At 63.2% G+C, this 13,989-nt stretch carries 10 protein-coding genes and 1 pseudogene; 7 read left to right on the plus strand and 4 right to left on the minus strand.

Going from position 1 to position 13,989, the window contains the following annotated elements; translation table 11 throughout:
- The first annotated feature begins 112 nt into the window (after positions 1 to 112).
- The 3 genes and pseudogenes from V1283_RS35555 to V1283_RS35565 all read left to right on the plus strand — a co-directional run bounded on the left by V1283_RS35555 (position 113) and on the right by V1283_RS35565 (position 3,966).
- On the plus strand, positions 113 to 268 hold the full coding sequence (locus V1283_RS35555) for a hypothetical protein (RefSeq protein ID WP_334391259.1): 156 nt from the start codon (positions 113 to 115) through the stop codon (positions 266 to 268).
- Positions 269 to 825: 557 nt separating this feature from the next.
- A pseudogene (locus tag V1283_RS35560) lies at positions 826 to 2,041 on the plus strand (MFS transporter).
- Between the two features lie 182 nt (positions 2,042 to 2,223).
- A complete protein-coding gene (locus V1283_RS35565; protein ID WP_334391260.1) occupies positions 2,224 to 3,966 on the plus strand; it encodes an N-acyl-D-amino-acid deacylase family protein in 1,743 nt (580 codons plus the stop codon).
- Positions 3,967 to 4,137: 171 nt separating this feature from the next.
- On the opposite strand, the gene V1283_RS35570 is transcribed toward V1283_RS35565, so the two are convergent.
- From V1283_RS35570 to V1283_RS35580, 3 genes are all read right to left on the minus strand, one after another.
- The gene (locus tag V1283_RS35570) at positions 4,138 to 5,349 is read right to left on the minus strand and encodes a metallophosphoesterase family protein (RefSeq protein WP_334391261.1); all 1,212 of its coding nucleotides are present in this window, start codon (positions 5,347 to 5,349) and stop codon (positions 4,138 to 4,140) included.
- Between the two features lie 403 nt (positions 5,350 to 5,752).
- Positions 5,753 to 6,403, minus strand: coding sequence for a glutathione S-transferase family protein (locus V1283_RS35575; RefSeq protein WP_334391262.1), 651 nt, complete (start codon positions 6,401 to 6,403; stop codon positions 5,753 to 5,755).
- Between the two features lie 4 nt (positions 6,404 to 6,407).
- Positions 6,408 to 7,682: an MFS transporter gene (locus tag V1283_RS35580; protein ID WP_334391263.1), complete on the minus strand. Its 1,275-nt coding sequence runs from the start codon at positions 7,680 to 7,682 to the stop codon at positions 6,408 to 6,410.
- Positions 7,683 to 7,943: 261 nt separating this feature from the next.
- Between V1283_RS35580 and V1283_RS35585 the strand changes: the two genes are divergently transcribed.
- From V1283_RS35585 to V1283_RS35600, 4 genes are read left to right on the plus strand one after another with little or no spacing between them, the layout of a single operon-like run.
- Positions 7,944 to 8,630, plus strand: coding sequence for an ABC transporter ATP-binding protein (locus V1283_RS35585; protein WP_334393297.1), 687 nt, complete (start codon positions 7,944 to 7,946; stop codon positions 8,628 to 8,630).
- The gene (locus V1283_RS35590) at positions 8,627 to 11,089 is read left to right on the plus strand and encodes an ABC transporter permease (protein ID WP_334391264.1); all 2,463 of its coding nucleotides are present in this window, start codon (positions 8,627 to 8,629) and stop codon (positions 11,087 to 11,089) included. The genes V1283_RS35585 and V1283_RS35590 overlap by 4 nt, the downstream gene beginning before the upstream one ends.
- Positions 11,079 to 12,164, plus strand: a complete 1,086-nt coding sequence (locus V1283_RS35595) for a lipocalin-like domain-containing protein (RefSeq protein ID WP_334391265.1) — start codon at positions 11,079 to 11,081, stop codon at positions 12,162 to 12,164. Before V1283_RS35590 ends, V1283_RS35595 begins: the two co-directional genes overlap by 11 nt.
- Before the next feature lie 30 nt (positions 12,165 to 12,194).
- Positions 12,195 to 12,587 carry an MAPEG family protein gene (locus V1283_RS35600; RefSeq protein ID WP_334391266.1) on the plus strand — a complete coding sequence of 131 codons (393 nt, stop codon included), beginning with the start codon at positions 12,195 to 12,197 and terminating at the stop codon, positions 12,585 to 12,587.
- A 170-nt stretch (positions 12,588 to 12,757) separates the two neighbouring features.
- Here V1283_RS35600 and V1283_RS35605 read toward each other — a convergent pair whose 3' ends face one another.
- On the minus strand, positions 12,758 to 13,951 hold the full coding sequence (locus V1283_RS35605) for an ABC transporter substrate-binding protein (protein WP_334391267.1): 1,194 nt from the start codon (positions 13,949 to 13,951) through the stop codon (positions 12,758 to 12,760).
- Positions 13,952 to 13,989: the final 38 nt, after the last annotated feature.

The following is a 13,989-nucleotide window of genomic DNA, read 5'->3' on the forward strand; positions in this document are numbered from 1 at the left end:
TTCCTGCGACCGGCGCTAACATGCCGGCCAAACTCGATCAGATTGAGATCATGCCGATACTCCGAATCGGCATGCAGAGCAACGTCGATTCATCCGACGGAAAAGGCATCACATGGGCGGAACGCGCAGGAAAAACGAGCCTCCGAAGCCGGCGAAGGATAAACCGAAGGAGCCGGAGCGTGCGCCGGCCGAGGATGACGACTACGAGGACGGCGATATCGCCACGCCGAAGCACGATCACACGGGCAATGATGATGAACCGTTGTAACGGCTAGCACTTCGTAGGGTTCGCAAAGCGACTCGTCCGCCGTAGCTCGAAGCGCGAAGGCGGAAGCGTGCTCACCATTCAGGATCACAGTCGAGGATAGATGGCGGGCACGGCGCAAAGCTCGCCTTCGAGATCGTCGGCGCTGCGTATGAACCAGGTGCCGCTGCTCGATGAAGACCAAATAGCCGGCGGGATCATCGCGCAATCCCGGGCAACGGTGAAATTTGCTGACCAGCCGCGAGTACCGCGAAAGGCACCATGGCGAGGGATCGCAGACCTCGACGTAATCGCCCGACAGACCAGAAACGTGATGGCCTCGCGGGCCGAGGTGCTGGAACCCTCGGAAGCGAGAACGCGGGGCGGTTTTAAGGGATCAGGCAATGTCCGATCCTTGCCGTGCCGGCGTGCCTTTGTCTTCCTGTTTCACTGACGCATTTTGCGCGGCCCTGCCCTCCGCAGGGGCAGCCATGCAGCTCTATTCATGGACAAATAACGCTTGGCCTATATTTTCACCAGCGCCCGGCCGGGCCGTAAAAACTACGGGGTTTTGAGCTGACATGGTCGACGTTCTAGCCGCACCGCAACAAGGCAAAGCGGACGCTTCGCTGCGTACGCTGGCTGCGATTTCGGTCGCCCATTGGGTCAGCCATTTCCATCTGTTCGTGCTGCCGATGCTGTTTCCTTTCCTGAAGCAGCAACTCGGCGTCGCGCTATATCGAACTCGGTTTCGCGCTGACCGTGTTCGGCGTCGTCTCCGGCCTGACGCAGGCGCCGATCGGCTATATCGCCGACCATATTGGCGCGCGCAAAGTCCTGCTGATCGGGCTCACCCTCGGCGGCCTCGCGCTGATCATGCTCGGCCTGCATTTGAGCTACGCCTCGCTGATCGTCTGCGCCGCGCTCCTCGGCCTTGCCAACAGCGTCTATCACCCGTGCGACTATGCGATCCTGTCGACGCACATGGACGAAGCGCGGATGGGCCGCGCGTTTTCGGTCCACACCTTTGCGGGTTTCCTCGGCGGCGCGGTGGCGCCCGCAATCATGGCCGCGCTGGTGGCGACTATCGGCGGCCTCGGCGCGCTGATGGTAGCCGGCGCGGTGGGCCCAGTGGTGGCGTTGCTATTGATCGCGGTCGGAATTCCCGATGCGAGTTCGGCTGATCGCAAGACCGAAGGCACACCGGCAGCGCAGCAGAGCGTCGTCACGCCCGCCCTCATCGTGCTGACGATCTTCTTCATGCTGCTCGGCCTGTCCAATGCCGGTATCAGCAATTTCGGCGTGGTCGCGCTGATGAGCGGTTATGGCGTGACATTCTCGGCGGCCAATATCGCGCTGACTGCCTTTCTCGGCGCAAGCGCCGTCGGCGTGCTGGCCGGCGGCTATCTCGCCGACCGCACCCGGCGGCACGGCAATGTCGCCGCCGCGTGTTTTGCGATCAACGCCGTGATCATCTCAGTCATTGCGACGATCAACCTGCCGTCGGCCGTGCTGACCGCCGCGATGGGCCTGGCCGGATTCCTCGGCGGCGTCATCGCGCCATCGCGCGACATGCTGGTCCGCAACGCCGCACCGGCAGGCGCGGCGGGCCGCGCCTTCGGCATCGTCTCCACCGGCTTCAATTTCAGCGGCATTCTCAGCCCGCTATTGTTCGGCTGGATCATGGACCAGAACCTGCCACATTGGGTGTTCGGCACGTCTGTCGCCTTCATGGTGCTGACCGTGCTGCTGGCGCTGGTCACCGACCGCAAGCCGGCGGAACCCGCCAGGACGTAAACCCTGGTTTCCATTTTTACGCGTTTTCTTTCACGCGAATTGGTACCCACCCCCGGATCAAGTCCGAGGGCGGGCTTCGCTCGAAAACGCGTTGATGCATTCCTGAGCCTCATCCCCGGCGGTTGACTGTACGGGGAGACGTCGGATGATGCGCCAACAAGACCAGAACCGGGATGGAAGCCATGACCTCGACCCCCGACCTCGTGATCCGCGGCGGCACCGTTGCCGATGGCAAGGGTAGCGAATTGTTCGAAGCCGATGTGGCGATCGCCAGTGGCCGCATCACCGAAGTCGGCAAGGTTGCCGCGAAGGGCAAGGAAGAAATCGACGCCAAGGGCAAACTGGTCGCGCCCGGCTTTGTCGACGTCCACACCCATTATGACGGCCAGGTCACCTGGAGCCAGGACATCACGCCCTCGTCGCAGAACGGCGTCACCACAGCGATCATGGGCAATTGCGGCGTCGGTTTTGCGCCATGCCGCCCGGCCGATCATTTCAGGCTGATCCAGTTGATGGAAGGCGTCGAGGATATTCCCGAGCCGGTGCTGAGCGCCGGCATTCCCTGGGCCTGGGAGAGTTTTCCGGATTACATGGAGTGGCTGTCGAAGCGAAGCTTCGACATGGATATCGGCGCGCAACTGCCGCACGCGGCCTTGCGTGTGTACGTGATGGGCGAGCGCGGCGCGCGGCGCGATCCCGCAACGCCTGAGGACAACAAGGCGATGGCGGCGCTCGCCGGAGACGCCGTGCGATCAGGCGCACTGGGCTTCTCAACCTCGCGCACCCTCAACCACCGCACCTCGACGGGCGACTACACGCCGACGCTGAAAGCGGGCGAAGATGAATTGACCGCGATTGCGGCCGCGATGCACGGCGTCGGCCGCAGCGTGCTGCAATTCGTGCTCGACCAAAGCACCGTGCACGAAGATCTGCCGATGATGCTGCGGGTCGCCCAGAATACCAGATGCCCGATCTCGTTTTCCGTAGCCCAGGCCGACAAGGCGCCGCGACGCTGGCGCCAGACGATGGACACCATCAATGAAGCCGCGGCCCGTGGGCTGTCGATCACGACACAGATTGCCGCGCGTCCCGTCGGGCTGCTGCTTGGGCTCGAATTGTCGCGCAACCCGTTCCAGACCCATCCGAGCTATCGCGCGATCGCCAAGCTGCCACTGGCCGAGCGGCTGACGCATTTGCGCCGGCCCGAAGTGCGCGCCGCCATCCTGAGCGAGACGGCGACGGCGACCGACGACCCGCTGTTCTTCCGGCCGAACTACGACAAGATGTATCTGCTCGGTAATCCCCCGGACTACGAGCAGCTGCCGGAAAATGCGCTTGGCCCGCAAGCCCGCCGCCAAGGTCGGCAGCCGGAAGAACTCGCCTACGACGCGATGCTGACGGACGAGGGCCGCGGCATGCTCTACGTGCCGTTCCTGAATTATGCCGACGGCAACCTCGATGCCGTGCACGAGATGCTTCGCGAACCCAGCGCCGTGCCGGGCCTCTCCGACGGCGGCGCGCATTGCGGCATCATCTGCGACGCCAGCTTCCCGACCTATCTATTGACGCACTGGACGCGTGACCGCAGCCGCGGCGAGAAACTGTCGATCCCGTTCGTGGTGGCGGCGCAGTCGCGCAAGACCGCGCTCTCGGTCGGCCTCTACGATCGCGGCGTGATCGCGCCCGGTTTCAAGGCCGACGTCAACGTGATCGACTATGATCGCCTGCACCTGCATCCGCCAAAAGTGCATTACGACCTGCCGGTCGGCGGCCGCCGCCTGATGCAACAGGTCGACGGCTACGAGGCCACCATCGTCTCCGGGGTGGTGACGCAGCGCGGCGGCAAGGCCACCGGCGCGCGTCCGGGCAAACTGGTGCGCGGCACGCAAGGCAGCAAGACCGAGTTCGGCGCGGCGGCGAGCTAGCTACACTGCCCGTTCATGCGGGTCATTAATCTTGCCAAGGTAACTGCCTTAGGCCGGTTAGGGAGTCAATTTTCCTCCCGAAACGAGGTCCTGATTTCTTCCATTTGCGAAGCAATGGAGAATACAGCGCTCTTGCGAGGTTCGGGGCATCTCGACCGGGCTTTAAAAGCTTCATGTCACGCTGTGATCCGAAATACCGATCGTGACTTTATCAAATGGCTTCTTCACACCGTCGGTGGTCTCCGTCATCGCAATGACGAGCTGCGTGGCGGTAGCCGTTACGGTCAGGTAGCCAAACCCCCTTAGTGATTTTTCGAAGATTGTTTCGCCCATATGTTGCCCGTTAGCCGCGACTACGGTTGACGCCGCGTGTCCACCGCAGCCTGCTACAACATAGGGTATTTGCACCGGCGCGCCGCCCAAGCTGGCGGTTCGCGTGTAGCGCTGATAGTTATGCGAGTGACCAGCCAGCATCGCGTGCGGCGCGACGCCGGCGGCGATGCAGATATTGTCAATCTGGGTGAGCATTTCCTTGCTCGGACTGTGTCCTCCGGAACTGAAGGGAGGATGGTGCGTCGCGATCACAAGCGCTTTCTTGTCCCCGGATTGCTTGAGGCCCTTCAGGGTCTTTGTCAGCCATTTGATCTGCCGGTCATCCCCGCCTGCGCCCAGCAGATTTCCGGGACCTTCAGCGATATTGGAATAGAGGCCAATGACGTTCACGAAGGGCGCCGACAACATCCAGTAGACCCCGGGCTGCGTCATCGTCTCCCGGAATATGCGGACATCCGCCGCGATACTGGGGACGACCGCCCTTGGGGCACAAAAATTGGCGAGGAATTCCCGCAGCGACACCGGATCCGTGCCCTTGAACGTCTCACCGTCATGATTGCCGGGAATCGCGATGATCTTTCCGGGATATTTCATATAGGGGCGATAGAACTCGTCGCGATACAATTTGGCCTTGTCATGCCCGTAAATCACGTCTCCCAGATGAATGAGCAACGCGGGACTTTTTCCCGGGTTTGCCGGGTCGTAATCTTCCTTCATCGCGTCGGACACGTGCTCCTGCGGCACGATGTCTCCTCCAGCCCGGCCGGAATCGCCGATGGCGTGAAGCTTGATGGCACCGGCATGTTGGATTTCGGTGACTCCCGGCTGACCTATGATGTCCTTCAAGTCTATGACCGGGTCGCGGGTGGGCGGAGGAATGCGACCCAGTTTTTGCGCAGCGAACGCTGCCATGCTCCTCGTGTTTGTCGCCGAACTGACGTTTCGCGCCGCAACGGGCGTCGTTGTGAAGAACGGCTGGGCAAATCGCAACGGCGTTACCTTCCCACCGCGCGGCTTGCCCGCCTTTGATGAACCTGCCTTCTTGGCCATTTGAATTCTCTCCCGGAACAGGATTTTCGAGCTGTAGCACCCGCCATGGACCTGAAAATTATGGTCTTGAAAATTATGGTCCTGAAAATATTGCCCACCAGCCTGCCGAGGCACCGCTGAACGGGCCGCAATTTCGGCAGTCAACTTCTCCGCCGAAGCAAATCCGCGTCAGCACCCTCGGAGCAGAAAAAACGTCATGGATCGGAAGCGCGCGCCTCCGGCTCATTCATTCAAGCGCCGAAGCGATCCAATACTGCAACCCTTGATTGATAACTCGATCTTGCGGTAATGTCTAGGACGGCATGGCGCGATCAACCGGCGGAAAATGTCGGCTGTACATCTCGAGCGGAATGGACGCTGTTCGATCAGGCCATCGGGCGCCGGCCAGCAGCGAGTGCCAAGTTCAGGCCATACGCACCGGCAGCCGCGAGCCCACCGGCATCAGTTCGTAGGGCGGTTGCCAGCCCGGTAGCGCCGCGAGGCGCTCGCGCCAGGCATGGAGCGCCGGAAAATCCGCCGCGATGTCGAAGCCGGTTTCCTCCTTGGGGTAATACACATATCCCGCCAGGGAAAAATCCACGATGGTCGGCTTGTCGCCGAGCATGAAGGCGCGATCGGCGAGATGTTTTTCGGCGATTGCGAAGCTCGCTTCAGTGCGCGAGCGCAGGAACGACAGGATGGCCGGATGCACCGGCTCCGGCATGAATGACCTCTGAAACCGGTGCATCGCATGGTTGTTCGTGAACTTGTGATTATCGAACATGATCCAGCGCAAGGCCTCGTATCGCTGGTCAGCGGCTGGCGCAAACTTGCCGGTGGTTTCCGCGAGCCAGATCAGGATCGCGCCCGACTGCGACATGAGCTGCCCGTCGACTTCGAGCACCGGGACCTCGCCCATCGCGTTCGTAGTTGCCCGCCAGCCTGGATCGCGGGTCTGGCCGCCGGCAAAATCCACCCCCACCGGCTCCCAGTCGAGGCCGGCGCAATTCATATAGAGCGCCAGCTTGTACGAGTTGCCGGAGGCGCCAATGCAATGAAGCCGGTAGCGCGCCATTACGTCACGCGAACTTCGGCTCTACCACCGTCTCACCCATCAGCCTTGCGCGCTCGGTGTTCGGCCAGAGCAGCAGCAGCCCGAGCAGCCCCGACGCCGCCATCACCACCGCGTTGATGGTGAAGCCGGTCATGTAGCCGTCGAGCGGCACCGCCGCATTCTGGATCACGACGCCCATCACCGACGGCGCAATCATCCCCGCCAGCGTATAGATCGCGCCATAGATCGCGATCACGGCGCCGCGCTGCCGGACCGGCGTGAATTCGCCGAGCATCGGCGGGCACACGACGTAGATCGATCCGCACAGCCCGGAGCCGACCACGAGGAACGCGATCTGCAACCCTGCACCGTCGACATGCGGCATCACCGCAAGGATCAATCCACCAATGATCAGCGGAACAGATCCGAGCACGCCGCGCGCGCCGCGCGTGGTGTAGCCACGCGTCAACATCACCTGCGATATCCACCCCGTCAGCAGCACGATGGCCGCGCCGAACACCCAGGGCAGAACGGAAATCCAGCCCGCGTCCTTTTGCGAGAAACCTAATCCCTTGACGATGAACGGCGTGAACCAGGTCAATCCGAGCGACAGCGCCCAATAGGCGCCGAAGGTCGCGGCGCAACAGCCGATAAACGTCCGCGAGGTCAGAAGCTGGAAATAGGGAACGCGCGGATCGGCGGTGGCCATCGCAACCGTTTGCACCAGCGGGCCCTCTTTGCCCATCACGAGCCATGCCACGGTCCACATCAGGCCGACCACGCCGAGCGCGCCGAACGCATAGTGCCAGCTATGATTGACGATGATCCAGTTCAGCGCCGGCACCGCGAGGATCACGCCGAACGCCGAGCCCTGCGAGAGAATGGCGGTGGGGAGCGTTCGCTTCTCGTCGGGAAACCATTTGTAGATCGCATGCGCCGCCACCGAGAACGCGGGTCCCTCGCCAGCGCCGAGGATGATGCGGCTGATCAGGAGCGTGGTGAAGCTGACGGTGCCGACCATCGGAAACTGCGCCAGCGACCAGATCACCGCCATCACGAGCAGCACCCAGCGGGTGTCGATGCGGTTGACGATGAAGCCGACGACGATGGCCGAAATCGAAAACAGGAAGAAGAACGACGAGCCGAGGAAGCCGAACTGCTCCGGCGAAAGCTTCAGCTCGTCCATGATCGGCGCACCGGCAAGGCCGACCACGATCTTGTCGGCAAAATTCACCAGCATGAACAGGAACAGCAGGAAGGTGATTTTCCAGGCACCCTTCGGCGTCGGTTGCGCGGTCATGGCTGGTTTCCCCGTTTATCTTTGCTGGCTCTGTAGGATCGGCCGGTTCCAATGGTACAAGGGGGGTCGCGGGCAAGGCAACCCGGATTTTTCCGTGAAGCGCCCGCAACGCAACTGCGGCTGCCAGGGCGGGCGCGTGCCATAACCGGATCACGATCACGTCGCGGCGCGATTGAGGCCGTGATCCCGGGCACGTGCCCTGATATGTTGCACGCCATCACGTCAGGGGATTTTCATGGTCAGATCAGTCCATCGTCGCGCATGACCAACGGCAATCCCAGCGTGACCGGCCAGGTGCTTCACGTGACCGGCCTGACCAAGAGCTACCGCGCGGCCGGCGAAGAAGTCGCAGTGCTGCGCGGGGTGAACCTGACGGTCGCAGCCGGCGAGAGCGTCGCGCTGACGGGTGAATCCGGCAGCGGCAAGAGTACGCTCTTGCACTTGATCGCTGGCCTTGATGCGGCCGATGGCGGCGAGATCAGGCTGGCCGATGCACAGGTTTCCGAACTCAGCGACGCCGGGCGCGCGGAATTGCGCCGTGACCGGCTCGGCCTGGTGTTTCAGCAATTCAACCTGATTCCGAGTCTCACGGTGGAGGACAATCTCGTCTTCCAGTCGCGCATTGCCGGCCGTCACGATCCGGCCTGGCACCACGAACTGGTGGAGCGGCTCGGACTCGGCAATTTCCTCAAACGCTATCCCGAGCAATTGTCCGGCGGCCAGCAGCAGCGCGTCGCGATCGGCCGGGCACTGGCGGTAAAGCCGCTGCTGCTGCTGGCGGACGAGCCGACCGGCAATCTCGACGAGGATACCGCGGACGAGGTGCTGGCGCTGGCGCGCGATCTGGTGGCGCGCAGCGGCTGCGGTTTTCTGATGGTGACCCACAGCGAAAGGCTTGCCGCCACGCTCGACCGGAAGGTCAACCTCCATGCCGGGGTGATCGCGTGAAGCGCGCGCTGTGGACGCTGGCCGTATTGCTGAGCCATTGGCGGCGGCATCCGATGCAGCTTGCGACCTTGCTGATCGGACTGATCTCGGCGACCGCGCTATGGAGCGGCGTGCAGGCGCTCAATCAGCAGGCACGTACCTCCTACGATCGCGCCGCAGCCACGTTTGGCGGCACCCGCACCGCCATGCTGGTCGCCCGCAGCGGCGCGAGCTTTCCGCAAAAACTCTTCGTCGATTTGCGCCGCGCCGGCTGGCCGGTCTCGCCGGTGCTCGAAGGCCGGATCCAGATCGAGGGACGCTCGTTCCGGCTGTTGGGCATCGAACCGGTGACGTTGCCCGCGGAAGTCGGCAACGCGCCTGCGATCGGCAAGGCGGATCTGCAATCCTTCATGACGCCGCCGGGCGCGATGCTGGTGGCGCCGGAAACGCTTTCCGACCTCAAGCTCGCGGAGGGCGCCCGCCCGGAGGCCAATGGCGGCGCGTTGCTGCCGCCGCTTCGCGTGCAGTCCAATCTCGTGCCCGGCGTATTGGTCGTCGACATCGGCATCGCGCAGAACCTCCTCAAAATGCCGGATCAACTCTCACGCCTCCTGATCGGCAAGACGGCGGGCAGGCGCGCGCCGCTTGAAAGCATTGCCGGCGACAGGCTTCGCCTGATCGTATCAGATGCGGAGACCGACCTCGAACGCCTCACCGACAGTTTTCACCTGAACCTGACCGCGTTCGGGCTGCTGTCGTTCTTTGTCGGACTGTTCATCGTCAATTCGGCGATCGGGCTTGCGTTCGAACAGCGGCTGCCGGTGCTGCGGACCTTGCGCGCCTGCGGCGTCTCGGCGCGGATGCTCAACGGCGTGCTGGTGCTCGAGCTGGTGTCGCTGGCGCTGATCGCAGGGCTGATGGGTCTCGTGTGCGGCTACTTCATCGCCGGCGCGTTGCTGCCCGATGTCGCCGCCTCGCTGCGCGGGCTCTACGGCGCGCAGATTCCGGGACACCTGACGCTCAAGCCGCAATGGTGGATTGCCGGCATCGCCATCAGCATTCTGGGCGCGCTCGCTGCGGCCGCCGCCAGCCTGACCAAGGCGCTACGTCTGCCGCTGCTCGCGACCGCCCAGCCCTTCGCGTGGCAACAGGCGCAGCGGCGCTGGCTGACCTACCAGAGCGCGCTGGCGCTCGCGGCGTTCGCGGCGGCGGCGTGCCTGCTCTGGTTCGGTGATTCCCTGATTTCGGGCTTTGCCGTGCTCGCGGCGCTGATGCTCGGCGCGGCGCTGATCCTGCCGATGTTTCTGGAATTCATGCTGTCGCTCGGTCAGCGCTATGCGCGAGCCCCGGTCAGCGTCTGGTTCTGGGCCGACAGCCGCCAGCAGCTCTCCGGGCTGTCGCTCGCCTTGATGGCCCTATTGCTTGCGCTTGCCGTCAATGTCGGCGTCTCCACCATGGTCGAGAGTTTCAGCCGCACCTTTCTGGTCTGGCTCGACGGGCGGCTGGCGGCGGACGTCTATGTCAATGCGGCCAACGACGCACAGGCGGTCGAGATCAAGGCGTGGCTGCGCGAGCGCCCCGAGGTCGAGGCGGTGCTGCCGGGCGGCCGCGCCGATACGCAATTGGCGGGGGCGCCGATCGAGGTACTGGGCCTGCCCGATCACGCCACCTATCGCGACAACTGGCCACTGCTGCAGTCGACTGAGGATGCCTGGATCAAGCTTCGTCCCGGCAATGCGGCGCTTGTCAGCGAACAGCTGGCGCGGCGGCTGCGCCTCTCCGTCGGCGACCGCATCGAAGTCCCCGCGTCAGGCGGAAACTGGACGCTCGACGTGGTCGGCATCTATGCTGATTACGGCAATCCCAAGGGCCAGATCGCGGTGAATTTTGCCGCGCTGACGCGGCGGTTTCCGGAAGTGCCACTCACGCGCATGGGATTGCGGGTTGCCTCGCCCAAGATACCGGCGCTGATCTCGGCATTGCAGGAAAAATTTGCGCTCGACGACCGCAATGTCGCCGATCAGGCGACGATGAAGGCGGAATCGACCCGGATCTTCAACCGTACCTTTTCAGTGACCGCCGCACTGAACGCATTCACGCTCGGCGTCGCCGGCGTCGCGCTGCTGACGAGCCTGCTGACGCTTGCCAATTCCCGGCTGCCGCAACTGGCGCCGCTATGGGCGATCGGCATCACGCGGCGGCAGCTCGCGGCGATCGAACTTCTCAAGACGATGTCGGTGGCGCTGATCACCACCATCTTCGCGCTTCCGCTCGGTCTGCTGGTCGCGTGGTGTCTGCTTGCGGTCGTCAACGTCAAGGCGTTCGGCTGGCGGTTACCGTTTCACGTCTTTCCGCTGCAACTGCTGTGGCTGACCGGCGTCGCGATGGCGGCGGCGCTTGCCGCATCTGCGCTCCCCGTCATCAGGCTGGCGCGCATGCAGCCGGCAAGCCTGATCAGGATCTTCGCCAATGAAAGGTAGCGGCACGATCACCCGCCGCGCCTTCATCGGCGGCACGCTGCTCGCAGGACTCGGCGGCAAGGCGCTCGCGCAAGGCTTCGCCGGGCTTGGCGAAAGCGCGGATGGATTTGCGTCGGTCGTGCCCGGCAGGACATTCGCATTTCCCGCCGACCACGGGCCGCATCCGGAATTTCGCATCGAGTGGTGGTATGTGACGGCCAATCTCGCAGACAGCAGCGGCGCGGCCTATGGCGCTCAATGGACGCTGTTTCGCCAGGCGATTGCGGCGGGCGGCCCGCAGGAGGGCTGGGCCAACCAGCAAATCTGGATGGGCCATGCCGCCGTCACCCGCGCCGATACCCATCGCGTCGCCCAAGCGTTCGCGCGCGGCGGGATCGGGCAGGCCGGCGTCGATGCAAAGCCGTTTCACGCCTTGATCGATGCCTGGGAGATGCGTGGGCTCGAGCCTGTCAACGACGACAATATCGCACCCTGTGAGCTGAAAGCATCGGGTGCCGATTTCAGCTACGCGCTGCGCCTCGACGCGGATCGCCCGCTGGTGCTGCAGGGCGACGGCGGCTACAGTCGCAAATCGCTGCGCGAACAGGCCTCCTATTATTACAGCCAGCCGCATTATACGGCGAAGGGCATTCTCACCATTGACGACACGCCTGTCGACGTCACCGGGTTGGCCTGGCTCGATCGCGAGTGGAGCAGCCAGCCGCTGGCCGCCGATCAAAGCGGATGGGACTGGCTCTCGCTGCATTTCAACGCGGGCGACAAATTGATGCTGTACCGGATGCGCCAGACCGACGGCCAGCATTACGGCTCCGGCAAATGGATTGCGCCCGACGGCACCGCCGAAATACTCGGCTCCGAAGACATCGTCATGACCCCGCTGACCGTCACGGAGATCGAAGGACGCAAGATCCCGACGGCATGGCGCATCGCGATTGCGAAAATGGCGCTGGCGATCGAATGCAGGCCGCTCAATCCGAGGAGCTGGATGGGCACCAGCTTTCCCTATTGGGAAGGCCCGATCCGCTTTGCAGGCAGTCATACGGGGATGGGCTATCTGGAAATGACGGGCTATTAAGCGCTCGCACGAAACAGGGGAATTTCAGCGATGTACCATTTCACCGCGCTCGTCACCTTGCTGGCGGTCCTGGTCTACTTCTACTCGTCCATCCTGGTGTCGCGGGCGCGCGGCAAATTCGGCGTCAAGCTGCCGGCCATTTCGGGCAATCCGGATTTCGAGCGGGTATTTCGCGCGCAGATGAATACGCTGGAATGGATGCCGATCTTCCTGCCCTCGCTGTGGCTGTTCGCGATCTATATCGGCGACGGTATCGCGGCCGCAATCGGGCTGGTCTGGGTGATCGGGCGCATTCTCTACGTGTTCGGCTATGCCAGAGCGGTCAAGGACCGTAGCCGGGGCTTTGCGATCCAGGCGCTGGTGGCGATCGCACTATGGGTAGGAGCGATTGGCGCCATCGTGTGGCGGCTGGTGCATGCGTGAGGATAGAGCGAGATCTACCCCCACGTCGTCCCTGCGAACGCAGGGACCCATACGCCGCGGCGGATCGATGAAGCAGAATATCAGACGCTCGTTTTAACAACGAGCGTCTGTGGTTATGGGTCCCTGCGCCAAGTGCGCGATTGCGCACAAGGCAGGGACGACCGAGAAACCTACTTCACCAACGGGCAACCTGAGTCTTTGGCCGCCGGAAACGCCTTGTCGCCGGGAACCACGGCGAGTTGCTTGTAGTAATCCCACGGCTTCTTCGATTCCGACGGCTTCTTGACCTCGAACAGATAGAGGTCGTGCACCATGCGGCCGTTTTCGAGCACCTTGCCGCCTTGCGCGAAATCGTCGTCGACCGGAAGCTCCTTCAGCTTCTTGGCGACCGCTTCGGTGTCCTTGGTACCTGCCGCCTTGACCGCCTTCAGATACGCCAGCGTCGCCGAGTAGGTACCTGCCTGGATCATGTTCGGCATGCGGCCGGTGCGCTTGAAGAAACGGTTGGCGAGGTCGCGGCTCTTGTCGTCGCGATCCCAGTAATAGCCTTCCGTCAGCACCAGGCCCTGGGCCGCCTCAAGGCCGAGGCCGTGGACTTCGGCCAGCGTCAGCAACAGTCCCGCAAGCTTCTGGCCGCCCTTGACGATACCGAACTCGGCCGCCTGCTTGATCGAGTTGGTGGTGTCGAGGCCGGCATTGGCCAGACCGATGATCTTGGCCTTCGAGCTTTGCGCCTGCAGCAGGAAGGACGAGAAGTCCGACGAGTTGAGGGGAATGCGCACCGAGCCAACGACCTTGCCGCCCTTTTCCTTGACGAGATCGCCGGTGTCCTTTTCGAGCGCGTAGCCGAAGGCGTAGTCCGCGGTCATGAAGAACCAGGTGTCGCCGCCGGCTTGCACCAGCGCACCACCCGTGCCGACCGCCAGTGCGTGCGTGTCGTAGGCCCAGTGGAAGCCCCAGGGCTGGCAGGCGTCGCCGGTGAGGCGTGAGGTCGCCGCTCCGACGACGATGTCGATCTTCTTCATCTGCTTCGAGAGATCGTGAATCGCGAGCGCGACGGACGACGTCGTCAACTCCGTGATCATGTCGACGCCTTCGACCTCATACCAGCGCCGCGCGATGGCGCTGGCAAGATCCGGCTTGTTTTGATGGTCGGCGGAGATGACTTCGATCTTGTGACCGAGCACCTCGCCGCCAAAATCCTCGACCGCCATCCTGGCGGCCTCGACCGACCATTTGCCGCCGTAATCGGCGTAGACCCCGGACTGGTCGTTCAGAATACCGATTTTGACGCCCTGCGCCGATGCCGGCGCGGCGAGCAAAAGCCCACCCACCGCAACGGCGGCTAACAATCCCGACTTCATCTTTTTCTCCCGGAATTTTTTGTCAGAGGAACCTGGCA

Source organism: Bradyrhizobium sp. AZCC 2262, from assembly GCF_036924535.1.
In the GTDB taxonomy this organism is placed as follows: Bacteria; Pseudomonadota; Alphaproteobacteria; order Rhizobiales; family Xanthobacteraceae; genus Bradyrhizobium.